Here is a 24,875-nt window from a genome sequence, read left to right as displayed (position 1 = left end):
CATGGCTGTTCCGCGCGTTATGCAGGGCGTTCACCTGACCCGCCACGGCGGGCCAGAGGCGTTGGAGTGGCGCGAGGATATCCCGGTGCCGCAACCCGGACCCGGTCAGGTTCTAGTCAGGGTCGCGGCAGCCGGGGTCAACAACACCGACATCAATACGCGCGTCGGCTGGTATTCCTCAGACATTACCGGCGCGACGGATGCGGTGGATCAGGAGGTCGAGGCCGGGGGTTGGGGCGGTGCGTTACGCTTCCCGCGCATTCAGGGCGGTGACTTGTGCGGTATCGTTGAACTCGCAGGGCCAGTGACTGGCTTCACCAAAGGCCAACGCGTAACTTGCCCTATCAACCTGCCGCGCCCGCGTCCGGGTAACCCGACCGGCTTCATCGCGCTGGGGTCTGAGATCGACGGGGCCTTCGCGCAATACTGCCTGGTTGAGGCGTCGGACCTCTATGACGTCTCAGCGTCTCCGCTATCTGATGCCGAGATCGCGGCCATTCCCTGCGCTTTTGGAACGGCCGAGAACCTTCTGACCCGCGCAGGCGTGACCGCCGGACACAAGGTTCTGATCACCGGGGCCTCGGGCGGGGTCGGTCTGGCCGCTGTGCAACTGGCCCGGCTGCGCGGAGCGACCGTGTGGGGTGTCACCAGCCCAGCCAAAGCCGATGTGGTCAAAGATCAAGGGGCTACGGATACGTTTGACCGTAGCGCGCCCTTGCCGAAAGACATGTTCGATGTGGTGATCGACGTCGTCGGCGGTCCCGCGTGGCCCGACCTGATCCTGTCGCTGAAACCCGGCGGGCAGTATGCGGTATCTGGTGCCATTGCCGGCCCCATCGTTCAGGCCGATCTGCGCGATATCTATTTGCGCGACATCACCATCCACGGCTGCACACATCAGGCGTTCGAGGTTTTCGGACGATTGGTCGAGCTGATGAATGCAGGCCGCATCAAACCTTTGATCTCAAAAACCTATCCGCTAAGAGATATCGCCAAAGCGCAAGAGGACTTTCAGTCCAAAGCATTTGCGGGAAAACTGGTTCTCATTCCCTGAGGAAAGGTAAGGCTATGGCGGATATAACCCTGTTGGACGGCTCGATCGGGCAGGAATTGGTCAAACGCGGCGGCGAAAAACCCACACCTCTGTGGTCGACGCGCGTGATGATCGACCAACCCGACCTGGTGGGTCAGGTCCACGCGGATTACTTCCAACGGGGCGCGACGGTTGCCACCACCAATACCTATGCCGTCCACCGCTCGCGCTTGGTGCGGGAAGGGATCGAGGATCAACTGCCTCATCTGATTGACCAAGCGTTGACCCAGGCCGAACGTGCGCGCGGATCACGCCACAAACGGATTGCGGGGGCGCTGGGGCCTCTGCTGGCGTCGTACAGACCAGACCTGAAGCCCGATGTAGACGATGCAGCGGTGAAATTTTCCGAACTGGTGCAGATGATGAACGACCGGGTGGACCTATTCCTGCTGGAAACCGTCTCGTCCCTGCAAGAGGCCGAAGGCGCGTTGCGCGGGACGGAAAGCGCAACCAAACCCGTCTGGCTGGCGCTGTCAGTGATGGACAATGACGGCACCCGCCTGCGTTCGGGTGAGCATCTGGCGCAGGTTGCGCCGCTGGTCGATCGCTTCGCGCCCGATGCGGTTCTGATCAACTGTACTCGCCCGGAATCGGTGATGCCCGCGCTGATGATCCTTGAAACGATGGGCCGCCCTTACGGGGCCTATGCCAATGGCTTCACCGGCATCACACAAGGGTTCTTGGAAGACGCCCCCACCGTTGACGCACTGCAAGAACGTCATGACCTGACCCCCGAAGCCTATGCCGATTTCGCCATGTCCTGGGTCGAACACGGGGCCACCATTGTCGGCGGCTGCTGCGAGGTCGGCCCCGATCATATCGAGGCGCTGGCCCACGCGCTGCACGCCGCCCGACACCGGATCGTCTAGGGCGATGGCGGGTCAGCAGCATTTCGATATCCTCGTCGCCCCCGGCTATGTGCTGCTGGAACTGGCGTCGCTGGTCGAGGTGCTGCGGCTGGCCAATCGCGTCTGCCCGCACCCGCCCTTTACCTATGCGTATAAGTCGCTGAAGGGTGGACCGATCCATTCCAGCAGCGATGCGATGATCCAGACCGAGGCTGTCAGCACCCAGCCCAAGGCGGATTACCTGTTTGTCATCGGCAATACCGACCCTGACCATCCCGACCTTTCGCTGGGCCGCGTGGTTTCGGATTACACATATCGCGGCGCACAGGTGTTTCTGCTGGCCGAAGCCGCCAGTCGTTACATCGACGAACACGGGACCGAGGATATGGCAACCCATTGGGAAAACGCCTCATTCCTGCGCGAACGCGGCGCCCGGTTCGAGGCCAAGCTCTCCATCGCCACCCAGCAAGGCGCCGTCGTCACCTGCGCGGGGATGGAGGCGACGACGGATGTGGCGCTGTCGGTGATTGGCCGTCACATCTCGGGGCCCGCCAAGATGACCGTGGCCGATATCATGTTGCACGAGAACATCCGCGATTTTTCTTCGATGCAGCCGTTTTCCGGCACGCGTTTGACCGCCACCGGGGATGCCAAACTGGACCAGTGCATCAAGCTGATGCAGGCCAATATCGAAGATCCCCTGCCGATCCATCAGATCGTCGAGGAACTGCATCTGTCCAACCGCTCGCTTGAGCGGAAGTTCAAGACCTTCTTCGGCACCACCCCCAACGGTTTCTACCGCGAGATGCGGCTGGCCAAGGCCAATAACCTGCTGCTCAATACCACCATGAGCGTGCGCGAGATCGGCCTTGCCTGTGGATTCCCAAACGGGTTTTCCTCGGTCTACAAAAGCTTTTTCGGCGTCACGCCCTTTGTTCTGCGCCGGGAAAAGCGCGCGACATATCGGTGAAAATTACTAGTATTGTGACGTTTTTGGCGCATTTATTGTCGATCCTTCGTGGCATTTTGGCCAAACCTGACAGAGTGGAGATTTCAGGATGGTTGATCTTCCCCAAAAGGCCCGCGTGGTCATTATCGGCGGCGGCGTCATTGGATGCTCGGTCGCATATCACCTGACCAAGAAGGGCTGGAGTGATGTCGTTCTGCTGGAGCGCAAGCAGCTGACCAGCGGCACCACATGGCATGCCGCCGGTCTGATCGCACAGCTGCGGGCGACGGCGAACATGACCAAACTGGCGAAATATAGTCAGGAACTTTACGGCTCGCTCGAAGAAGAAACCGGTGTTGCCACGGGGTTCAAACGCTGCGGCTCGATCACCGTAGCTTTGACCGAGGAGCGTAAGGAAGAGATCTATCGTCAGGCTGCCATGGCCCGCGCCTTTGGGGTCGAGGTCGAAGAAATCTCGAACGAGCGCGTCAAGGAGATGTACCCGCATCTGAATGTCGAAGACGTCAAGGGCGCGGTCTATCTGCCGCTGGACGGGCAGGGCGACCCGGCCAATATCGCACTGGCGCTGGCCAAGGGCGCGCGGCAACGCGGCGGGGTCGTCAAGGAACGGGTGAAAGTCACCGAGATCGTCAAACAGGGACGCAGGGTCACGGGCGTCGACTGGGTCGCCGATGATGGCAGCACCTCGGGCCATATCGAATGCGATATGGTCGTGAACTGCGCGGGCATGTGGGGGCATGAGGTCGGTCGTATGGCAGGCGTGAACGTCCCGCTGCACGCGTGTGAGCATTTCTATATCGTGACCGAAGGCATTGACGGCCTGACCCAGCTGCCGGTTCTGCGCGTGCCGGATGAGTGCGCCTATTACAAGGAAGACGCGGGTAAAATCCTGCTGGGCGCGTTTGAACCCAACGCAAAACCCTGGGCGATGGAGGGCATCCCCGACAGTTTCGAGTTTGACCAGTTGCCCGAGGATTTCGACCACTTTGAGCCGATCCTTGAGGCGGCGGTCAATCGGATGCCAATGCTGGCCGAGGCGGGGATTCATACCTTCTTCAACGGGCCGGAATCTTTCACGCCCGACGACGCCTATCATCTGGGCCTCGCGCCTGAGATGGACAATGTCTGGGTCGCTGCCGGGTTCAACTCGATCGGTATCCAATCCGCAGGCGGCGCAGGCATGGCGCTGGCCGAGTGGATGGATAGCGGTGAGAAGCCGTTTGATCTGGGCGATGTGGATATCAGTCGGATGCAGCCGTTTCAGGGCAACAAGAAGTATCTGTTTGAAAGGTCCAAGGAAACGCTGGGCCTGCTTTACGCCGACCATTACCCCTATCGCCAAAAGGCCACCGCGCGTGGCGTGCGGCGCACGCCGTTCCACCATCACCTGCTGGAACACGGTGCCGTCATGGGTGAACTGGCCGGGTGGGAGCGCGCCAACTGGTTCGCCAATGCAGGTCAAGAACGCGAATACCACTATAGCTGGAAACGTCAGAACTGGTTCGAAAACTCTGCCGCCGAACACCGCGCGGTGCGCGAGAATGTGGGCATGTATGACATGTCCTCTTTCGGCAAAATCCGCGTCGAAGGGCCGGATGCCGAGGCGTTCATGAACTATATCGGCGGTGGCGACTACGCGGTGCCCAATGGCAAGATCGTCTACACCCAGTTCCTGAACCGCACCGGTGGGATCGAGGCAGACGTGACCGTCACCCGCCTGACCGAGACCGCCTATCTGGTGGTCACCCCCGCAGCCACGCGCTTGGCCGATCAAACCTGGATGCAACGCCACGCGGGTGGGTTCAACGTGGTCATCACCGATGTCACCGCAGGTGAGGGCGTTCTGGCCGTCATGGGCCCCAACGCACGCGCATTGCTGCAAAAAGTCTCGTCCGCTGATTTCTCGAACGCGGCCAACCCGTTTGGCACAGCGCAAGAGATCGAGATGGGCATGGGCCTCGCCCGGGCGCACCGTGTCACCTACGTGGGCGAGCTGGGGTGGGAGATCTACGTCTCTTCCGACATGGCGGGGCATGTATTCGAAACCCTCCACGAGGCCGGGCAGGATATGGGTCTGAAGTTATGTGGCATGCACATGATGGATACATGTCGGATCGAGAAAGGCTTCCGCCATTTCGGCCACGACATTACCTGCGAGGATCATGTGGTCGATGCCGGGCTGGGCTTTGCCGTGAAAACCGACAAGGGCTGCGACTTCATCGGACGCGAGGCAGTGATCGCACGAAAGGAAACCGGACCACAAAGCCGGTTGGTCCAGTTCAAGCTGGCTGACCCAGAACCACTGCTGTTCCACAACGAACCCATTCTACGCGACGGCGAATACGTGGGATATCTGAGTTCTGGCAACTATGGCCACACATTGGGCGGCGCTATCGGTTTGGGCTATGTACCCTGCGCCAGAGAAAAGGCAGCGGACGTTCTGAACTCCAGTTATGAGATCGACGTTTGTGGTGTAAAGGTCAAAGCCGAAGCTTCGCTGAAACCGATGTATGATCCCAAATCGGACCGAGTAAAGGTTTGAAGCGTGGAAAAAGGGGGCGCTGCCCCCGCCGCCCTTTCCGGGCGACTCCCCCGGGATATTTGAGGCCAAATGAAGCAGGAATCCTTCATTCATCTGGCCAAAAATATCTCGGAGCGCGAGGCAGAGCCTCGCATCTTGATGCGCAGACTTCGGTGCGACGTATCAGATTTCTTGATAGGGTTCTTCACAGTTTTCTTGGTTCCAAAAACCATTTGATTTGCCATAGAGGAAATGGGCACCAACCGGAGACCAAACGTGGCAGATACCCCCACACCAATGAACCGTGAAGATACGCCAAAGGGGTTGGCCTTAGCAGTAACGGCCTATGTTTTGTGGGGCTTTCTGCCTCTTTACATGAAAGCGATGGCGGATGTCGGGCCGGTTGAGATTGTGGCGCATCGGATCATCTGGTCAGTACCGGTCGCCGGGGCGTTGCTGGTCGTGTTGGGACGAACACAAGATTTGAAGGCCGCGCTGCGCAATCCGAAGATGTTGGGCATGGCTTGTTTGACGGCGGCGCTGATCTCAGTGAACTGGGCGATTTATGTTTGGGCCATTGCGAGCGGGAATGCGTTGGATGCGGCGCTGGGTTACTACATCAACCCGTTGTTCAGCATTGCGCTGGGCGCTGTGTTGCTGCGGGAGCCGTTGAACCGTGCGCAGCTTGTCGCTGTGGGGTTGGCAGCGACGGGCGTTTTGGTTCTGATCTGGCAGGCGGGCAGCCTGCCATGGGCAGCTTTGGGATTGATGGTGAGCTGGGGGTTCTACGCCTTTTTCAAACGTTCGCTTCCCATCGGACCAAATCAGGGGTTTTTGCTTGAAGTGCTGATCCTGCTGATCCCGGCCTTGGTTTATGTGACGTGGCTAGGTGCGCAGGGGACAGGGCGGTTTGGGGTCGCGGCTTCGGATACGATGCTGCTGCTTGGCTGTGGTATCGTAACCGCGATTCCGTTGTTGGTTTATGCCAATGGGGCCAAGCTGGTGCGCCTGTCTACGATGGGGATACTCCAATACATCGCGCCGACCATGATCTTCATCACCGCTATCACTATGTTTGGCGAGCAGATCGACCAAGGCCGCATGATCGCTTTTCCGATGATCTGGGCTGCACTTGTTATCTATTCGATCCCGATGATCCGGCAGATGCGCGCTCAGCCTTGATGCAGTAGATGGGCGGCGGCCTCTGCCCAGATCGCATAGGTTTTGGGACTGGGATGATAGCCATCTGGTGCGGCCAGTGCAGGATCGTCCGGTAAGTCGATGGCCAGGTGCCGGGCTTGCGCATATTGTGCGACAACCTTTTGAAGCGCCCGGTCCAGCCTGGCTGCCTGTTGACCCAGCACCCAGGCCAGAGGGTGGGGTAGCGCGGGAAAGCGGTGCATCTGTGGAACCGCCGTCACAACAACGCGACGCACCTCCAATGGACCGGTCAAAAGTTCCATCAACCGGGCCTGCCGGTCTGCGAATACCTTCGCAGATACAAGACGGGTCACGTCGTTGACGCCCAGAGCCGTGATTGCCATGTCGAAGGGACCGTCCAAGCCCTGCAGTCGGGCGATCGTGTCTTCGGTGGTATGGCCAGTGGTGGCCTCCAATTGCCATTCGACGCAGTAGTGACGGGATAGATTGCGCACCAGACACCCTGACAGGGCTTGCGTTTGCGTACCAGCGCCCACCCCAGCGGCCGAACTGTCGCCTGCAATCAGCAAGCGCAGACGCGGACCGCGGCCGAAACGCCCGGCGCGGGGGCCTGTCGGTTCAGGCAGCAGCCGCGCGTTCCGCCGCACGGCCAGCCCTTGTGCCGCCAAGACCGGCAGCAGCGGGACCCGCAGCAATTGATCGGCGGCGAAGGGCATCTTAGCTGAGCGCGTCTTTGAACTTGAGGAACCGCGCGTCGGTCATAACACGGGACATCATCGCTTCGCGCAGAGCGCCAATGGTTTTGTAGGGGCGCATGACGACCTCGAATTCCTGAATCAGGCCTTCGTCGCTCAGAGTGATCAGGTCGACACCCACCGCATCCAGTTCTCCGACCTTGCATTGGAATTCCAGCGCCCAGTCCTTGCCCTCTCCCATGATCCGGCGATAGCGGAAATCAGAAAACACCTGCCCCACATGCCCCAGCACCGCGGCCACGGGTTCGCGACCAGACCATGTGCTGTAGTAGGTTGGGGGCGAGAAGCGCACGTCCTCGGCCAGCAATTCATGGATCAGGGTTTCGTCCCCTTTGGCGACGACCTCTTGCATGCGGGCGATTGTGGGGTGCATGTGTTCTCCTCCGCTTTGGGCCAGATTTGCTGAACTGTTGAGTTCAGGCAAGGCCGACGTTGCGGGAGGTTGCGCTGTAGGATAGGCAGGCGCGCATGAGCGACGCCTATGATCCCCCCCTGACACCCTTAGATGTGCTGCACGAAGATGCCCACCTGATCGTGGTCAACAAGCCTTCGGGGCTGCTATCCGTGCCAGGGCGAGGTGACCATCTGGCCGATTGCCTGCTGACGCGGGTTCAGGCCGCGTTCCCGCAGGCGCTGTTGGTGCATCGGCTGGATCGGGATACGTCGGGTGTGATGGTATTTGCGCAGACGCCCCATGCGCAGCGTCATCTGAGTATGCAGTTCGAAAAGCGTCAGACCCGCAAGACCTATGTCGCCCGCGTCTGGGGGCAGGTTGCTGACAAGACCGGCACCGTTGACCTACCGCTGATTGTCGATTGGCCCAATCGTCCGCGCCAGATGGTGTGTCATGAAACCGGCAAGCCCGCCGTGACCGACTGGCGCGTGGTAAAACATGAGGGTCAGACGACCCGCATCCGGCTGTTTCCGAAAACCGGCCGCTCGCACCAGTTGCGGGTGCATATGCAGGCGTTGGGCCATCCCATTCTGGGCGACCCGTTCTATGCTGAGGGTCCGGTGCGGGACTTCCCGCGCCTGATGCTGCATTCCGAGGAGTTAAGGCTAAAAAGCCCCGGTGGCGGCGCGTCGATGAAGTTTCGCGCCAAGGCAGACTTTTAGAACAGACCAACCCATAGCAGTTTTAAGTTCCCAAGGGATAATCGCCTTTTGCGCCGACGCGGGGCGCACGGTTGGCGCGCGGCCATGATCTCGCGCTCGATCTCGAAGGCGCGCAGCCTGTGGCCTTGGGACCATGGGCCCAATTGCAGTGTCATCATCACATGATTGTCGCGGCTTGGCATGGGGACCTCCTTCATTTCAGGTCCAATTTGGCGGGTCACTGCTGACACCACCTTGTCAGGGGGCTGTGTTAAGGTGTCAGCAGATCAACCCCGGAGACGCCGATGCGCCGCTCGACCCGCTTGTTTGAAATCATCCAGATCCTGCGCGCCACAGACGCGCCGGTCACAGCCGAGGCGCTGGCCGAAAAGCTCGAAGTGTCGGTGCGTACGGTGTACCGCGACATCGCCGCGCTTCAGGCGCAACGCACTCCGATCGAGGGCGAAGCCGGGGTCGGTTACATGATGCGGCGGGGGTATGACCTGCCGCCCCTGAATTTCGACGCCGAAGAGGTTGAGGCCCTGTGGGTTGGGTTGTCGATGCTGGCCCGGACGGGTGACAGTACCCTGCAGCAGGCTGCCGACCGGGTGTGTCGCAAGATCGAAGCCCTGCGTGCGCCTGCGGATTGGCTGCAAGTGGCCCCCTGGGGGGCGCCAATGGATGACCCTGCCAAGGGATGTGTCCCGATTGTTAATTACCGTGAGGCGATCCGTTCGGAACGCAAACTGCGCATCACCTATGTGAACGCCGAAGGCCAGCGGACCGAGCGTATCGTGCGGCCTGTCGCGCTGATCTACCACATCGAATGCACCATGCTGGCGGCGTGGTGCGAGCTGCGCAACGGGTTTCGCCATTTCCGCACCGACCGCATCTGGGCCTGCGCCCCGACCGAGGATCACTTTTGCGGGCAAGGCGCGCCTTTGCGTGCGATCTGGCAAGAAAAGGACCCTTGGACTGATCCCACGCCACCGCACTGAACGGAGTGATCCCGCCACGTTCACCCGATTGTTGCTTGAGCCTGCGTTCAAGCGGCGCGATATAATGCGGGAAAGAACGTGGCCCCGGCAAACGGGCGCCAGAGCAGAAGGTGAACTTATGACGATTTCCAAGTTTTTTGTTGCCGCCGGGCTTAGCTCGGCTTTGGTTTTGGGGGCCTGCACGGACCCCGGTACGCTGAACCTGCCCGCTGATCCCAACCAAAACGCCAAGCAAGGCGCGATTCTGGGTGGTCTGGTTGGCGCAGGCGTTGGCGCGATTGCCAATGATTCCGACCCCTTGTTGGGCGCATTGGCCGGTGGGGCCATCGGGGCCGCTGGTGGCGGTATCATCGGCAACCAGTTGGACCAGCAGGCCGCCGAGCTACGCCAGCAACTGGCCAATGACGGTATCATCATCGTCAATGCCGGCGACCGCCTGATCGTGACCGTGCCAAATGACATCACGTTCAACACCGACAGCGCCACAGTGCGCCCGGCGCTGCGGGCCGACTTGGTGAAGGTCGGGCAGAACCTGAACAAATATCCCAACTCGAATATTCAGGTCATCGGCCATACCGACAGTGATGGCGAGGCATCCTATAATCAGGGTCTGTCCGAACGCCGTGCACGCTCGGTCGCGGATATCCTGCAAGCCAATGGCGTGAACGGATCGCGGATCACCACGATCGGTCTGGGTGAAAACCGTCCTGTCGCCTCGAACCTGACCGCCGTGGGCAAAGCGCAAAACCGCCGCGTGGATATCGAGATCACGCCCAACTGACGGGGCCGCTCTGATAAGAGCGATTTATGCACATTGACTGCGCGTCAACCATGCTTTGGCGCGCAGCATTCTTGGACTAACTAAAAGGAAACGAACAACCCGGAGTTTCCTCATGTCCGAACCGATCCTGCTGGGCCTCTCTGGCTCATTGCGCAAAGACGCCACCAACCGCAAGCTGCTGCACGAGGCGGCACGCCTGTTCGAGGCGGGCACTTTCATTGACGCTGACCTGAACCTTCCCCTTTATGATGGTGATCTGGAGGCGCACGAGGGTATTCCCCCAGCGGTTCAAACACTGTCCGACCAGATCGCGCAGGCCCATGCGGTGATTATCTCGACCCCGGAATACAACAAAGGGCCGTCGGGTGTTCTGAAAAACGCGCTGGATTGGGTAAGCCGCACCAAGACAAAACCATGGGTTGACAAGCCGGTTGCCGTGATGTCGGCTGCCGCAGGTCGCGCCGGGGGTGAGCGCGCCCAGATGGTGCTGCGCGGCTTTATGGTGCCGTTTCAGCCGCGCATTCTACAAGGGCCCGAATTCCATCTGGCAGACAGCTCGAATGAGTTTGACGAGGCTGGCCGGCTACGCAGCGACAGGTACGAGAACATGCTGCGGAGCCTGATGCAAAAATTGCGCGCCGAAGCAGGTCTCTGACCGGTTGTTCGGGACGGGCCGGATGCCTAGTCTGGCCCCATGCAACAGGACATCCAGACTGATATGATCGACCCGGTGCGCGCCTGTGCGATGCAGGCCGCGCTGGGTCAGAAGCCCTCCATCTCGGCAGACACGGTGCTGCCGCCTTTTTTCCATCAGCTTTACTTCTGGACGACCGAGCCGCCACAAGGACTGGGTCGCGACGGCCATCCGAAACGGGGCGGCTTGATCCCCGATATGGGCCTGCCACGCCGTATGTGGGCGGGTGGGCGGCTGAGCTTCCACACCCCTCTGGTCGCCGGTGAGCGGGCCGAGCGTCGCTCGGTCTGCGAAAGCACCGCGCGGAAAACCGGACGCAGCGGGCCTTTGGGATTTGTGACACTGCGCCATGAGATCTCGCAGCGGGGCAGGCTGTGCTTGACCGAATGGCAGGATCTGGTCTACCGCGAAGACCCAACTGGCCCGGCCCCCACACCCCCGAAGGCGCGGACAGATGAGACCGAGACGCAGCAAGTCGCCTTCGACACCACGTTGCTGTTTCGATACTCGGCACTGACCTTCAATGGCCACCGTATCCACTATGATCTGGATTACGCGCGCGATGTCGAAGGATATGCGGGGCTGGTTGTTCACGGCCCGCTATTGGCGCAGTTGCTGATGCTGTTTGCCGAGGCACAGATGGGACCTTTGGCGCGGTTTTCCTTCCGGGCGTCGTCGCCGCTGATGCATTTCGAAACCGCAACCTTGTGCCGGAACGGATCCGACCTGTGGGTGCGTGGTCCCGACGGGCGTCTATGTATGCAGGCTGAGGCGCATCCTCGGTCAGAGTGACGCTTCGGGGCGGAAGTCCTCGGGGATGGTATCACGCCCCTCAAGCATCAGATCGGCCATGACCTTGGCCACTTTCGGGGCCATGCCGAAGCCGATCTTGAACCCTCCGTTGGCGATGAACTGTCCATGATGCAGCGGATGTGCCCCCAACATCGGGGCGCGGCTTTTGCTGCGTGGGCGAATCTCGGCCCAGCGTTCGATCACTTCAGCCCCGTGCAGCAGCGGCACAGCCCGGATGGCGCGGTCCAGCACGTCGTCCAGTGCATCATCGGTGCTGGTTGGATCGTCATAATCACGTTCGGAGGTCGACCCAATCGCCAGCGTGCCATCCGCATGGGGGACGAGGTGAATGGCATCGGCAAAAAGCTGCGGCACTTCTCCGGCATCAAATCGCAAAAGGGCGGCTTGTCCTTTTACGCCATTGCCGACCGTCTTGCCCAAGGTGTTATTGAGCTCCTGTAAACCGGCCAACCCGGTGGCGTGGACAACCTGCCCCGCGTCGGGCGCATCGGTCTGAACCCGCACGCCCATCACCTGCAACGCAGCGACCAACGCGGCACAGGCCCGGCGCGGATGCATCCGCGCGCTGAGTGTGTCGTGGATCACAAATCCAGTGGGGCTGGGCGGGCACCATGCGCCTACTTCAGTGGTCTCGACCACGCGCCACTCAGCCCGGCGCTGCCATAGTTCGGCCGCCGTCACCGCGCGAGCGTGGGCCAGTTCCAACATGCGTTGATCCGCGATGGGTTGCAGCCGCCCCAATCGCCCATAACCCGGTGAGACGCCGCCCGTGGCCTCAACCTGCGTCCAGAACGGCTCGGCCATGATCAGGCTGTCGAATTGAAAGGCTTTCTTGGCGTTCCAGTTCTCGGGCACATGCGGGGCCAGCGCACCCACTAACCCGCCGCTGGAACCTGCGCCGGGGCCAAACGGGTCCACCAACTGCACCTTGGCGCCACGTCGGGCGCAGGTCCACGCGATGGACAGGCCAAAGATACCCGCGCCCCGCACCGTCACATCGACCATTGCCAAACCTCATTTCCTTGTTCAGTGTCGCGCCGCTTAGCTACAGGATTCCCCGATGGCAGACCAGCGTGCCGAACTGACATGGCGGGACGGGCAAATCCCCGTCTCGGACCGTTTCGACGATCCCTATTTCTCGCTCCAGAACGGTCTGGAGGAAACGCGGCATGTCTTTCTGGCGGGCAATGATCTGCCTGCACGGTTCGCGCCGGGGTTCCGCATAGCCGAGCTGGGATTCGGCACCGGGCTGAACATGCTGACGGTCTGGTCTGCGTGGGAGATCTCGGGCCAGACAACCCCGCTGAGTTTCACCAGTTTCGAGGCCTACCCCATGGGTCGCGATGACATGGCCCGCGCGCTGGACGCCTTTCCCGATCTGACCCCTTGGGCCGAGCGGTTTCTAAGCGCATGGCAGGGTGGGGCTTGTGATCTGAGCACCCTGCGGCTGGAGGTGATCGAGGGCGATGCGCGGAAGACTCTGCCTGCGTGGTCCGGGCAAGCGGATGCGTGGTTTCTAGACGGGTTCTCGCCTGCCAAAAACCCTGAACTATGGGGCTCAGACCTGATGCAACAGGTGGCGGATCACACGGCCAAAGGCGGCACTGCGGCGACCTATACGGCGGCCGGATTTGTTCGGCGCGGACTGGCCGATGCGGGCTTCACCGTGGCCCGAGCCCTCGGATATGGCCGCAAACGTCACATGACCCGCGCGGTGAAGGAATGAGCCAGCAGAACAATATCCGCGCCGGTATCGCGCTGATGATCGCGGCGACGGTTGTGTTTGCGTTGCAGGACGGGATCTCGCGCCATCTGGCGGCGACCTACAACACCTACATGGTCGTCATGATCCGCTATTGGTTCTTTGCGGCTTTTGTGATCGCATTGGCCGCACGCGCGCCCGAAGGGCTAAAGGCAGCGGCACAGACCAGCCAGTTGGGCTTGCAGGTCTTCCGGGGCGCCTTGCTGGCGGTCGAGGTTTGCGTGGCCGTGTTCGCCTTTACGGTGCTGGGCCTGATCGACAGCATGGCGGTGTTCATCTGCTATCCGCTGCTAGTGGCGGCGCTCAGCGGGCCGGTTCTGGGCGAAAAGGTCGGCTGGCGGCGTTGGCTGGCAATCGGTGTGGGGTGCGTCGGGGTTCTGATCATCCTGCAACCGGGCGTGGGCGTGTTCAACCCGTGGGCCATCGTGCCGCTAATCTCGGCCTTTCTGTTTGCGTTGTATGGCCTGCTGACCCGCTATGCTGCCCGCAAGGACAGTGCGGCCACCAGTTTCTTTTGGACCGGCATAGCCGGGGCAGTGGCGATGACCTTGGTCGGCATGTGGTTCTGGGAGCCGATGGCCCGTGCCGATTGGGCGTGGATGTTACTGCTTTGCGTCGGAGGTGTCTCGGGTCACTGGCTACTGATCAAATGCTATGAGCTGGCCGAGGCCAGCGCGGTGCAACCTTTTGCCTATTTCCATCTGGTCTGGACCGCTATCATCGGTATCTCGATCTTTGGCGAAGCCCTGCGCCCCGAGGTCATTCTGGGCGCGGCCTTGGTCGTTGCGGCAGGCCTCTTCACCCTATGGCGCGAACGCCGCCAGGGTTGAACCCGTCAGCTCTTGCGAGAACGGCACCGGCAGGGCAGGCTGCCCCAGCCGTGCGCGGTAAACCGGCAAGCTTTCCGCCACGCGCATCACGTAGTTACGGGTTTCGCTGAAGGGGATTGTCTCAATCCAGTCGACCACGTCAATCTCGCCTGCCCGCGGGTCGCCATAGCGTTCCATCCACGAGATCGGACGGCCCGGCCCGGCGTTATAGCCAGCCGCCATCATCACCACATTGCCGTTGAAGTCCTCGGCCAGACCGGACAGGTAATTCGCCCCCAGCTTGGCGTTATACTGCCAGTCCGACGTGAGGCTCGAGGTCTTGTGCCCGCTAAGGATGCCCAGATTCCGCGCCACGTTCTGGGCGGTGGCGGGCATCACCTGCATCAGTCCCCGCGCACCTGCGCCGCTGATCACGACGGGGTCAAATTCGCTTTCGCGACGGGCAATGGCCAGCGTCATCTCTTTGGCCATCGGAAGACCCAGATCAGCCACCGGATGCACCGGGTAATAGGCCGCAGGCAAAACAATGCCCACTGTGGCCGCGCGCTTGGCAATCATTACGGCCAGATGGGGTTCTTTCAGTTCAATGGCCAAATCGCCCAGTTGGTTGGCTTGCGTGGAGTCCAGGCTTTCGACCAGATGAGTCAGGAACCGTTCCGACAGGTTGTCCTCACCAGCCTGCAACAGCAATAAACCGGCCTCTAACACGCTGGAATCGGCAAAATCAGCCTGCTTCCAATGTGGTGCCCGGCGCGGGTTCGCCAATTCGCTGTCAAATGGACGCCCAATCTGTTCGGCCGCCAGCAAACCATAGAATGAAGTCTGATAGTCCGCCCCCATCGCATAGGCCGCATAAGCCTTGTCCGCATCGCCCAGCGCCGCGTAGGCTCGCCCCAGCCAATACCCGCCGCGTCCTTTCGAGATCGGAGATGCTACTGCATCCGAGAAATTCTGGAAATGCCGAACCGCCGTGGCCGGGTCATTCAGTTTCCGCAGCGCCAGAAACCCGGCCAGCCACTCCAGATCGGCATAGCCATACCCATTTTCGGGCGTCATATGGTGATTGGCCGCGATTTCATAGGCTTTGGCCGCGCTGCCATTGCGCATCTCAAGCCGCGCCAGCCGGCGGCGGCCCTCGGCCCATTTGTCGGGCTCACCCAGTGCATCGGGCCCGGTCGAGCGCGCGAGCATCAGGTCAATCGCGCTGTCGTCCAGCTCTTTCTTGTCGCGCCAGACAAAGCGGTCAAAGGCCAGCCCAGGCGCATCCACCAGTGATTTAGGCACTGCGGCAACCTTGCCATCCACGCCGGGCTGGCGTTTTTGCAAGGCGATCCGCGCCTCGGCCAGCTTGCGCTGATCGGCGCTGACCAAAGGCAGCATCTGCCCCGCACTGACCAGATGGCCATCCCACAGCATCCGATCCAGCCGTGCCGTGTGATGAGGTCGCAGCATGGCCTCAAAATTCTCAAGATAGTTTTTTTGCAGACCCGCCCCCATGGGCATGGTCCGCCATGCGGTCACGATATCGGCCTCGGCATCCCCGGTGCGTCCCTTGGCCTTCAGTGCCACGGCGTAGTTCAACGCCCCCTCAGCGGTTTGCGGCGGGAGGTCGTCATAGAACTTCACCACCCGGTCGGGATCAGCCCCGGTAAAGGCTGGCTCGCTCTTGCGCCGCAACCAGGCCAGGCCAGGCCAATCAGGACGTCGATCCAGAAATACCAGTACATCGCCCGAGGTCCCGAACCCTTCACGCAGCCAATGCCAGACGATGATATCGCGCGACACCGATCCTCGTGCACCGGATTCGCGCAACGCTGCGTTCCAGTCACCCTTGCGCATCTCATTCATCCCGGCGCGCAGATCGTCTACCGCATCGGCCTTTGCTTGCCCGAATGAATTCAGAATCACAGCTGTCAAAAGCGCCAGAACGCGTGTCATGCCTTGCATTTCCCAACCAACCAAGGATAGAGCCATTCAGGATAAACTTTGCACCGCCGGGATCAACACACATCGCCAAGATTGTGATGCCGCGCGAGGCAAAAAATTGCTAACCGCACACCAAGGAGCGTGTCATGTTCAAAGGCTCAATGCCAGCCCTCGTCACCCCGTTCACAAACGGCGCGTTGGACTTGGATACGCTCAAACACTTGGTCGAGTGGCACATTCAGGAAGGCTCGACCGGATTGGTCCCTGTGGGCACGACGGGTGAAAGCCCCACACTCAGCCACGATGAACACGAAACCGTCGTGGCCGAGGTGGTCAAAGCTGCCGCCGGTCGCGTGCCGGTGATCGCGGGCGCGGGTTCAAACAATACCGATGAAGCCATCCGCTTTGTGCAATTTGCTCAAACGGTTGGGGCAGATGCGGCTCTTGTCGTGACCCCATACTACAACAAGCCCACGCAAAAAGGGCTGATCGCACATTTCCGCGCGTTGCATGAATGCGCGGATATCCCGATCATCATCTACAATATTCCGGGTCGTTCGGTCATCGATATGTCGCCCGAAACCATGGGCGAACTCGCAAAACTGCCGCGTATCATCGGCGTCAAAGATGCGACAGGCGATCTGGCGCGGGTCAGCCAGCAACGCGCCACCTGCGGTCCGGATTTCTGCCAGTTGTCGGGCGAGGACGCCACAGCGCTGGGCTTCAACGCCCATGGCGGCGTCGGCTGCATCTCGGTTACTGCAAACGTAGCCCCCAAACTCTGCGCCGAGTTCCAGCAGGCCACGCTCGCGGGCGACTATGCCAAGGCACTGGACTATCAGGACCGTCTGATGCCTCTGCACGAGGCGATCTTCATCGAACCCGGCCTTGTCGGTGCCAAATACGCACTGTCCAAACTGGGCCTGTGCAGCACCGAGGTCCGCTCGCCGCTCACGGAATTGGAAGACAGCACCAAGGCCGCGATCGAGGCGGCGATGAAACACGCGGGCCTGCTGTAACGCCGGGCCTCAACCCGGGTCCGATCTTCATCTGGCCATAAATATTCCGGGGGTGAATTGAGCCGCAGGCTCAAGAGGGGGGCTGGCCCCCTCGTGCCCTATCGCTTGCCGTAGTACAGGCCAACAACATGCTCGGCCTGCGCAAAGAACAACCAGCGCGACACCGCAACTCCTGCCAAATGAGACAACACCGCCAAGGCGGCAAAGAAATGGCTGAACGGCAAAACCAGCAGTAACACCGGGACCATGAAGGCCAGAACAAACGCGATGATGCGCAGTTTCTCGGCGTGTTTGCGACCTACTACAAAGACGAATTCGCGCAAAAGGTAGTTGGTTCCCGTATGCGGCGGTTCAAAGGCCCGTACCGCGCCACGCGCACCCAGTCCGGTGGCAGTGCCAAGGTCTGTGCCAGAGGTGGCAAAGGCTTTGTCCCCTAGCCACCAATAAAATGCCTGAACAAACGCCGCCGCCAGCAAAAGCGGAACGGCGAGGCTCGTCTGACCCGCCAAGAGCGACCCACCTGCAAGGCTGAAGCTGAGAAACATGGCTGGTGTCAGTTTCATGTTCCAGCGGGGGATCGTTTTGAGCTGGGTATAGATCATCGAGGTTGTGAAAACGGTCGCCAACGCGAATCCGGCGCCGATAAGGCCGAAAAACCCCCAACGCTGGCCAAAGAAAACAAGACCAATGGCATAAAGCCCCATCACGAGCAAAGCGATCACAGCACACCAACCCTCACGGCTGAGCCAGCTGGAACGCCATTGGGTGAATGCCTTCAAAGCCCGTTCCGGGTGGCCAAGGTGGAAGGTCGAGGCCATCAGCCCTCCGACCGACAGGCCGTAGGCGATGACAAAAAACACAAAGGCCACCCAGCCCGAAACGTCGGGCATCCCGAGGCCCAGAAAGAACAGCAACCCAAATCCCAGGCCTGAAAGTGTGGTGAAGATGATGACGGAAGGGGCTGGATGCATCAGAGCTTCTCCAGTGTTTTATCGAGCCAACCAAGGAAGCCTTTGGGTTCTTCAGCGACTGGGGCCAGAAGCGGGGCGAGGATGTCGATCTGGTCCTCAATCTGGTCCTTGGGCCGCGGCGGCAGGTATTTGTTGACGGGTTTGGTGCCCATTTCGGGCATCAGATCCATGCCCTCGCGTTCGGCGACCAGCTTGCTGACATCGCTTTCCGGGTCGCCGAGGTCTCCGAAATGACGAGCGCCGGCGGGGCAGGTGCGCACGCAGGACGGCACGCGATCCACCTCGGGCAGGTTCTCATTATAGATGCGATCCACGCAGAGGGTGCATTTCTTCATCACGCCCTCCGCCTGATCCAATTCGCGCGCGCCATAGGGGCAGGACCACGCACAAAGCCCGCACCCAATGCAGTCGCTTTCATTGACCAGAACGATCCCGTCCTCGACCCGTTTATAGCTGGCCCCGGTGGGGCAGACGGTGACGCAGGGGGCATCCTCACAATGCAGGCAAGACTTGGGGAAGTGGATGAGTTGTGCGGGACCTTCAGCGGGTCGCACCTCGTAGGAATGCACGCGGTTGAGGAAGGTGCCCGAAGGGTCGGCCCCATAGGCGTCCTGATCCGACAGTGGCGCGCCGTAGTTTTCGGTGTTCCAGCCTTTGCAAGAGATCACACAGGCGTGGCAACCGACGCAGGTGTCAAGGTCGATGACGAGGCCCATTTTGCGGTCGGTCGATGAGGGGAGCTGGGTCATGTGCTTTGACCTCCGCGTAGGTGGTGAGGGTCGGTGCGAGGGGCCAGCCCCTCGCGCTCCCCGGGATATTTTTGGCCAGATGAAGATTGGATCCTGCTCATTTGCCAACCTTCCATGCCAAGTCCTTGGGGCCGGTGCCGACTGGGGACTGAATCGGGGCGAATTCCGGCTGGCTTTCGGCGTTGGATGGCGGATCGGCCTTTTCGATCTTCACCTTGAGGTCGAACCACGCGGCCTGCCCGGTGATCGGGTCCGAGTTGGCCCAGCGCATTCCGTCGCCTTTTGGGGGGAGGAGTTCATGGATCAGGTGGTTCAGCAAGAAGCCCTTGGTGGCTTCGGGTGCGTCCTCTTGCAGGGCCCAGGCGCCTTTGCGTTTGCCGATTGCGTTCCAGGTCCAGACAGTGTTGTCGTTGAGCGCGGCCATCTCCATCACGGGCACGGTGATTTCGCCGTGGGGCGAGGTGACTTTGGCCCAATCGCCATCTTGCAGGTTATGCTCGCGCATCAGTTTGGTCGGCACATAGAGCGGGTTGCGTCCGTGCAACTGCCGCAGCCATGCGTTCTGGGTGCCCCAGCTGTGATACATCGCCATGGGCCGTTGGGTCAGGGCGTTGACGGTGAAACCTTCGTTTCCTTGCTGATCGGTCTCGTACCATTTGGGCAGCGGGTCCATCGTGTCTTTGAGGCGCTGGCGCAGGTGCTCGGGGGGCTGGCGGTTGCCATGCCCTTCGGCGGCCAGTTGGAATTTGCGCATCGGCTCGGAGTAAAGCTGAAACAGGTAGGGTTGTGGGCTGTCATAGAGGCCCATGCTGACCGCCCAGTCCTGATAGGCCGTGTTCCACGGTTTGTAGTAATCCGCACCTTCGGGGATATGGGCGACGTAGAAGCCGCCATTGTCTATATAGCGGTTCAGCTGGTCTGGATTGACCGCGCCGCGCCCTTCTTTGTCGCCATCCTCGCCCCGGAACCCCGCAAGCGGTCCGATGCCCGGTTTGCGTTCGTGGTTGACGATATAGTCGGCGTAGTCCTTCCATTTGGGCGTGCCGTCTTCGTTTGTGAAGCCCGGCAGACTCATGCGGTTGGCCAGTTCGATCAGAACCGACTGGAACCCGCGCACGTCGCGGTCGGGCTCGACCACTGGCCAGCGGATCGCGTCGGCGGCGGCATCGGCCTCGCAGATCGGGCGGTCCAGCAGCGAGATACAGTCGTGCCGTTCGAGATAGGTGGTGTCGGGCAAGATCAGGTCGGCATAGGCCACCATTTCCGAGGAATAGGCATCCGAGTAGATGATCTTGGGGATGACATATTTGCCGTCTTCGGTTTTGGCCGAAAGCATCTCCATCACGCCCTTGGTGTTCATGGAGGAGTTCCACGACATGTTCGCCATATACATGAACAGCGTGTCGATCTTGTAGGGATCACCAGCGGCGGCGTTCGAGATCACCATATGCATCAGCCCATGGGCCGACATCGGGTTTTCCCAGGTGAACGCCTTGTCGATGCGCTGCGCGTTGCCGTGTTCGTCCAGCAGCAGGTCTTCGGGGCCGCGTGGGAAGCCAAGGTGCGGGCCTTCCAGAGGGCGACCGGGGCGGCGGTCTCCGTGCGGGGTGGGGTGCGCCTCGACCGGTTTGGGGTAGGGTGGTTTGAAGCGGAAACCGCCGGGGACCTCGACCGTGCCCAGCAGGATTTGCAGCACGTGCAGGGCGCGGCAGGTCTGAAAACCGTTGGCATGGGCTGAGATGCCGCGCATGGCGTGGAAGCTGACCGGGCGGCCTGTCATTTTCGAATGTTTTTCGCCCCGGAAGTCGGTCCATTCGTGGTCCAGCTCGATCGCCTCGTCAAAGGCGACGCGCGCGATTTCGGCCGCAATCGCGCGGATGCGTTTGGCCGGGATGCCGCAGCGGTCGGCGACTTTTTCGGGGGCGTGGTCGTCGGACAGGTATTTCTCGGCCATCAGGTGAAAGACCGGGCGGTGCGTAACGCCGTCTTTGTCATAGGTGGCTGAAAGGTCCGGACGGACACCGGGTTTGTCAAAGGCAGTTGGTTCGCCAGTCACGCGGTCGATGACCAGTGGCTTGCCGTCGTCGTCGCGTAGGAACAGCCCCTTCTCGGGGCCTTCGGCGGCGTTCACCAGAACAGGCGCGTTAGTGTAACGGCTGAGATAATCGAGGTCGATCTTGCCCGCTTTCATCAACACATTTATCAGCGACAGGATGAACAGACCGTCGGTGCCGGGTGTGATCCCGACCCAATCGTCGGCTACCGCGTTATAGCCCGAGCGGATCGGGTTCACACCGATCACCCGTGCGCCGCGTGACTTGATCTTGCCGATCCCCATCTTGATCGGGTTGCTGTCGTGGTCCTCGGCCACGCCGAACAGCATGAACAGCTTGGTATGCTCCCAATCGGGCTGGCCGAATTCCCAGAACGCGCCGCCCATGGTGTAGATGCCACCCGCCGCCATATTGACCGAGCAGAACCCGCCATGGGCTGCATAGTTGGGAGTGCCGAAATTCTGCGCCCAGAAGCTGGTGAAGCTTTGGCTCTGGTCGCGGCCGGTGAAAAAAGCCAGTTTCTGCGGGGCGGTCTCATGCAGCTCGTTCAGCCAGCCGACAGCGGTGCTGATTGCCTCGTCCCACTCGATCTCGCGGAACTCACCCGAGCCGCGTGGGCCAACTCGGCGCAGCGGTTTGCGCAGGCGTGAGGGCGCGTTGACCTGCATGATCCCGGCGCTGCCTTTTGCGCACAGAACGCCCTTGTTCACAGGGTGGTCGCGGTTGCCTTCGATATAGGCAACCTTGCCGTCCTTCATGTGGACATTGATGCCGCAGCGACAGGCGCACATGTAGCAGGTGGTCTTGCGGACCTCGTCGGAAACCTTGGGCGAGGTGTCGATCACTGGCTGGTTCAAATGCGCCCCCTTTTCAGCTTGCGACCCGATCATTCCCATGTTTTGCGAAAAATCGGAATAATTTTTTCGTTTTGATGGCTTGAGACGACTTATGTCCCGGCATCATTGTGTTGCGCCTGAACGGCGGTGACGGCGATCATGTGCAGGATGTCTTCGGACGAACAGCCGCGCGACAGGTCGTTTGCGGGTTTCGCCAGCCCTTGCAGCACCGGGCCGATGGCCTCGACCCCACCGATGCGCTGGGCGATTTTATAGCCGAGGTTCCCAGCATTCAGGCTGGGGAAGACAAAGACATTTGCCTCACCCTTGAGCGGTGATTCTGTGGCCTTGGTTGCGGCGACTTCGGGAACGAAGGCGGCGTCGAATTGCAGCTCTCCGTCGATCAGCAGGGTTGGGTCCTTGGCGCGGGCGATCTGTGTGGCCTCGACCACTTTGGACACTTTGGGGTGATCCGCGCTGCCCGAGGTAGAAAAGGACAGCATCGCTACGCGCGCCGTTTCGCCGGTCAGGGTGGTGTAGGACTCAGCTGAGGCGCGGGCAATTTCCGCCATCTCTTGCGCGTCAGGGTCTACGACCAATCCGCAATCGGCGAAGATGCGGGCGCCTTTGACGTCGTGATGGTCCTGACAGAACAGCATCAGGAAGAAGCTGGAGACCATCGCCGCCTCGGGCGCGGTGCCGATGATCTGCAACGCAGCACGCACAGTGTCCGACGTAGTCTCGACCGCGCCACCGACTGTGCCGTCGGCGATGTCCTGTTGCACCAGCATGGCGGCATAGGTCAGCCGGTTGGTGACCTGCTGGCGCGCGTCCTCCAACGTCAGGCCTTTGTGCTTGCGCCGCTCATGCAGGGCCTGCGCAAGGCCGGGTGTCAGGTCAGAGGTGGCCGGGTCGTGAATGTCGATCCATTCCGGGTCATATCCCTCGTGTGCGCCAAGAAGGGCCGAAACTTCGGCCTTGTCTCCGATCAGGATGATCCGCGCGACATTCTCTTTCACGGCCTTGACGGCCCCTTCGACAACGCGGGGATCGTCGCCCTCGGACAGGGCGATGATCTTGTCCGACGCGCTTGCCGTCCCGAGAATGGCGCGCAGAGGCTTCACGCGGATTACGCCCCGGCCTGCGGGGTCATGTCATCGGCGGTGACGCCTGCAACGGCCACTGGTTTCTTCATCGCGTCGCGGCGGAAGGGCTCACCCAGTTCTTGGTTGATCATGGCTTCGATCAGGGTGGTGATGCCGTTCTTCTGGTCCTCGATGGCCTGATTCAGGGCGGCTGTCAGCTCGTCCATGGTGCGTGCCACCACGCCTTTCAGGCCGCACGCCTGCGCGATACCGGCGTAGGAGACCTTGGTGTCCAACTCGGTGCCCACAAAGTTGTCGTCGAACCACAGGGTCGAGTTCCGTTTTTCGGCCCCCCACTGATAGTTGCGGAAGACGATCTGCGTAATCGCGGGCCATTCTTCGCGCCCAATGGCGGTCAGTTCGTTGACCGCGATGCCAAAGGCACCGTCACCCGCAAAGCCCACAACCGGCACGTCGGGGCAGCCGATCTTAGCCCCCATGATCGAGGGCAGGCCATAGCCGCAGGGCCCGAACAGGCCCGGGGCCAGATATTTGCGGCCATCTTCGAAGGACGGATAAGCGTTGCCGATGGCGCAGTTATTGCCGATATCGGACGAGATGATCGCCTCTTTCGGCAGGGCGGACTGGATCGCGCGCCACGCCATGCGGGGGCTCATCCAGTCGGGCTTGGCTGCGCGAGCGCGCTGGTTCCATGTGGTGCCTGGATCGTCATCCTCGTGGTCCATGCTGGACAGTTGCTGCGCCCAAGCGGATTTCTTCTGAGCGATTTTCGCCTTGCGCTCATCGCGACCGGCGTCGCCAGCTGTGTCGCTGAGATTTGCCAGAATGCCATTGGCCACCTTGGCCGCATCGCCGATGATGCCAACCGAGACCTTTTTGGTCAGGCCGATCCTATCCGGGTTGATGTCGACCTGAATGATCTTGGCATCCGCCGGCCAGTATTCCATGCCGTAGCCCGGCAGTGTCGAGAACGGGTTCAGACGGGTGCCGAGGCACAGAACCACATCGGCCTCGCTAATCAGCTCCATACCCGCCTTTGAACCGTTATAGCCCAGCGGGCCAGCGAACAGCGGGTGCGAGCCGGGGAAGGCGTCATTGTGCTGGTAGCCGACACATACCGGCGCATCCAGACGCTCGGCCAGTGCCTTGGATGCCTCAATCCCGCCTTCGGACAGAACCACGCCCGCACCGTTCAGGATCACTGGATTCTTGGCGTTCGACAGCAGCTCGGCCGCCTGCGCTACGGCGCTTTCGCCGCCCGAGGGACGTTCGAATTCTACAATCGCGGGCAGGTCCACATCGATGACCTGAGTCCACATGTCGCGCGGGATGTTCAGCTGCGCAGGAGCGCTGGCGCGTTTGGCCTGCATGATCACTCGGTTCAGAACCTCGCACACGCGGGTCGGATCGCGGACCTCTTCCTGATAGGCGACCATGTCTTCGAACAGTTTCATCTGCTCGACTTCCTGGAAACCACCCTGACCGATGGTCTTGTTCGCGGCCTGCGGCGTGACCAGCAGCAGCGGGGTGTGGTTCCAATAGGCGGTTTTGACGGCGGTGACAAAGTTGGTGATACCGGGGCCGTTCTGCGCGATCATCATCGACATCTTGCCGGTGGCGCGGGTATAGCCATCGGCCATCATGCCGGCGCTGCCCTCGTGCGCGCAGTCCCAGAACATGATCCCCGCCTTGGGAAACAAATCTGAGATCGGCATCATGGCCGAGCCGATGATCCCGAACGCATGTTCGATCCCGTGCATTTGCAGAACCTTAACAAAGGCCTCTTCGGTGGTCATTTTCATCTGGTTGATCTCCGCGCATATATGAGTTTGGCCGGGCTGGCAGCCCCGCCTTTAGATATGGTTTTGGCGCAAGGGACAGGGTGGCGTTAGG

Annotated in this window: 22 protein-coding genes; 13 read left to right on the top strand and 9 right to left on the bottom strand. The window is 61.0% G+C overall.

Going from position 1 to position 24,875, the window contains the following annotated elements; genetic code table 11:
* Position 1: 1 nt before the first annotated feature.
* From GOV80_RS04725 to rarD, 5 genes are all read left to right on the top strand, one after another.
* Positions 2–1,054, top strand: coding sequence for an alcohol dehydrogenase family protein (locus tag GOV80_RS04725; RefSeq protein ID WP_170783063.1), 1,053 nt, complete (start codon positions 2–4; stop codon positions 1,052–1,054).
* A gap of 14 nt (positions 1,055–1,068) precedes the next feature.
* Positions 1,069–1,962 (top strand): homocysteine S-methyltransferase family protein, encoded by an 894-nt coding sequence (locus GOV80_RS04720; RefSeq protein ID WP_170783062.1) that lies wholly within the window; start codon positions 1,069–1,071, stop codon positions 1,960–1,962.
* A 4-nt stretch (positions 1,963–1,966) separates the two neighbouring features.
* Positions 1,967–2,911 (top strand): GlxA family transcriptional regulator, encoded by a 945-nt coding sequence (locus tag GOV80_RS04715; RefSeq protein ID WP_170783061.1) that lies wholly within the window; start codon positions 1,967–1,969, stop codon positions 2,909–2,911.
* 88 nt (positions 2,912–2,999) lie between these two features.
* Positions 3,000–5,453: a GcvT family protein gene (locus GOV80_RS04710; protein WP_170783060.1), complete on the top strand. Its 2,454-nt coding sequence runs from the start codon at positions 3,000–3,002 to the stop codon at positions 5,451–5,453.
* Positions 5,454–5,729: 276 nt separating this feature from the next.
* A complete protein-coding gene (gene rarD, locus GOV80_RS04705) occupies positions 5,730–6,614 on the top strand; it encodes an EamA family transporter RarD (RefSeq protein ID WP_237215701.1) in 885 nt (294 codons plus the stop codon).
* On the opposite strand, the gene GOV80_RS04700 is transcribed toward rarD, so the two are convergent.
* Both GOV80_RS04700 and GOV80_RS04695 read right to left on the bottom strand, forming a co-directional pair.
* Entirely contained in the window at positions 6,605–7,309 is a 705-nt protein-coding gene (locus GOV80_RS04700) for an SGNH/GDSL hydrolase family protein (RefSeq protein WP_170783058.1), read from the bottom strand. The genes rarD and GOV80_RS04700 overlap by 10 nt on opposite strands.
* A 1-nt stretch (position 7,310) precedes the next feature.
* Positions 7,311–7,721: a nuclear transport factor 2 family protein gene (locus GOV80_RS04695; RefSeq protein ID WP_170783057.1), complete on the bottom strand. Its 411-nt coding sequence runs from the start codon at positions 7,719–7,721 to the stop codon at positions 7,311–7,313.
* A 95-nt stretch (positions 7,722–7,816) separates the two neighbouring features.
* Here GOV80_RS04695 and GOV80_RS04690 point away from each other — a divergent pair, with 95 nt between their 5' ends.
* The 5 genes from GOV80_RS04690 (at position 7,817) to GOV80_RS04670 (ending at position 11,708) form a co-directional block, all read left to right on the top strand.
* A complete protein-coding gene (locus GOV80_RS04690; protein WP_170783056.1) occupies positions 7,817–8,464 on the top strand; it encodes an RluA family pseudouridine synthase in 648 nt (215 codons plus the stop codon).
* Between the two features lie 284 nt (positions 8,465–8,748).
* On the top strand, positions 8,749–9,441 hold the full coding sequence (locus GOV80_RS04685) for a helix-turn-helix transcriptional regulator (protein WP_170783055.1): 693 nt from the start codon (positions 8,749–8,751) through the stop codon (positions 9,439–9,441).
* Positions 9,442–9,559: 118 nt separating this feature from the next.
* Positions 9,560–10,222 (top strand): YiaD family glycine zipper/OmpA-like lipoprotein, encoded by a 663-nt coding sequence (locus GOV80_RS04680; protein ID WP_170783054.1) that lies wholly within the window; start codon positions 9,560–9,562, stop codon positions 10,220–10,222.
* A gap of 112 nt (positions 10,223–10,334) precedes the next feature.
* Positions 10,335–10,877, top strand: a complete 543-nt coding sequence (locus GOV80_RS04675) for an NADPH-dependent FMN reductase (RefSeq protein WP_170783053.1) — start codon at positions 10,335–10,337, stop codon at positions 10,875–10,877.
* 39 nt (positions 10,878–10,916) lie between these two features.
* The gene (locus GOV80_RS04670) at positions 10,917–11,708 is read left to right on the top strand and encodes an HTD2 family dehydratase (RefSeq protein WP_170783052.1); all 792 of its coding nucleotides are present in this window, start codon (positions 10,917–10,919) and stop codon (positions 11,706–11,708) included.
* Here GOV80_RS04670 and GOV80_RS04665 read toward each other — a convergent pair.
* Positions 11,700–12,734 carry an NAD(P)/FAD-dependent oxidoreductase gene (locus tag GOV80_RS04665; RefSeq protein WP_170783051.1) on the bottom strand — a complete coding sequence of 345 codons (1,035 nt, stop codon included), beginning with the start codon at positions 12,732–12,734 and terminating at the stop codon, positions 11,700–11,702. The genes GOV80_RS04670 and GOV80_RS04665 overlap by 9 nt on opposite strands.
* Before the next feature lie 55 nt (positions 12,735–12,789).
* Between GOV80_RS04665 and mnmC2 the strand changes: the two genes are divergently transcribed.
* Both mnmC2 and GOV80_RS04655 read left to right on the top strand, forming a co-directional pair.
* Positions 12,790–13,455, top strand: coding sequence for a tRNA (5-methylaminomethyl-2-thiouridine)(34)-methyltransferase MnmC2 (mnmC2, locus tag GOV80_RS04660; protein ID WP_170783050.1), 666 nt, complete (start codon positions 12,790–12,792; stop codon positions 13,453–13,455).
* On the top strand, positions 13,452–14,321 hold the full coding sequence (locus tag GOV80_RS04655; RefSeq protein ID WP_170783049.1) for a DMT family transporter: 870 nt from the start codon (positions 13,452–13,454) through the stop codon (positions 14,319–14,321). The genes mnmC2 and GOV80_RS04655 overlap by 4 nt, the downstream gene beginning before the upstream one ends.
* Here GOV80_RS04655 and GOV80_RS04650 read toward each other — a convergent pair.
* Positions 14,295–16,259 (bottom strand): lytic transglycosylase domain-containing protein, encoded by a 1,965-nt coding sequence (locus tag GOV80_RS04650; protein ID WP_170783048.1) that lies wholly within the window; start codon positions 16,257–16,259, stop codon positions 14,295–14,297. The two genes, GOV80_RS04655 and GOV80_RS04650, sit on opposite strands and share 27 nt — an antisense overlap.
* A gap of 134 nt (positions 16,260–16,393) precedes the next feature.
* Here GOV80_RS04650 and dapA point away from each other — a divergent pair, with 134 nt between their 5' ends.
* Positions 16,394–17,266: a 4-hydroxy-tetrahydrodipicolinate synthase gene (dapA, locus tag GOV80_RS04645; RefSeq protein WP_170783047.1), complete on the top strand. Its 873-nt coding sequence runs from the start codon at positions 16,394–16,396 to the stop codon at positions 17,264–17,266.
* Positions 17,267–17,364: 98 nt separating this feature from the next.
* Here the strand turns inward: dapA and GOV80_RS04640 are convergent, their stop codons facing one another.
* The 5 genes from GOV80_RS04640 to xsc all read right to left on the bottom strand — a co-directional run bounded on the left by GOV80_RS04640 (position 17,365) and on the right by xsc (position 24,784).
* Positions 17,365–18,237 (bottom strand): dimethyl sulfoxide reductase anchor subunit family protein, encoded by an 873-nt coding sequence (locus GOV80_RS04640; RefSeq protein WP_170783046.1) that lies wholly within the window; start codon positions 18,235–18,237, stop codon positions 17,365–17,367.
* Positions 18,237–18,986 carry a 4Fe-4S dicluster domain-containing protein gene (locus GOV80_RS04635; RefSeq protein WP_170783045.1) on the bottom strand — a complete coding sequence of 250 codons (750 nt, stop codon included), beginning with the start codon at positions 18,984–18,986 and terminating at the stop codon, positions 18,237–18,239. The genes GOV80_RS04640 and GOV80_RS04635 overlap by 1 nt, the downstream gene beginning before the upstream one ends.
* A gap of 97 nt (positions 18,987–19,083) precedes the next feature.
* On the bottom strand, positions 19,084–21,930 hold the full coding sequence (locus GOV80_RS04630) for a molybdopterin oxidoreductase family protein (RefSeq protein ID WP_170783044.1): 2,847 nt from the start codon (positions 21,928–21,930) through the stop codon (positions 19,084–19,086).
* A gap of 56 nt (positions 21,931–21,986) precedes the next feature.
* On the bottom strand, positions 21,987–23,000 hold the full coding sequence (pta, locus tag GOV80_RS04625; protein ID WP_170783043.1) for a phosphate acetyltransferase: 1,014 nt from the start codon (positions 22,998–23,000) through the stop codon (positions 21,987–21,989).
* Positions 23,001–23,005: 5 nt separating this feature from the next.
* A complete protein-coding gene (gene xsc / locus GOV80_RS04620) occupies positions 23,006–24,784 on the bottom strand; it encodes a sulfoacetaldehyde acetyltransferase (protein WP_170774724.1) in 1,779 nt (592 codons plus the stop codon).
* Positions 24,785–24,875 lie beyond the last annotated feature (91 nt).

It is taken from the genome of Ruegeria lacuscaerulensis (assembly GCF_013034685.1).
Lineage (GTDB): Bacteria > Pseudomonadota > Alphaproteobacteria > Rhodobacterales > Rhodobacteraceae > Ruegeria > Ruegeria lacuscaerulensis_B.
This window is presented reverse-complemented; position numbering and strand designations above follow the sequence as displayed.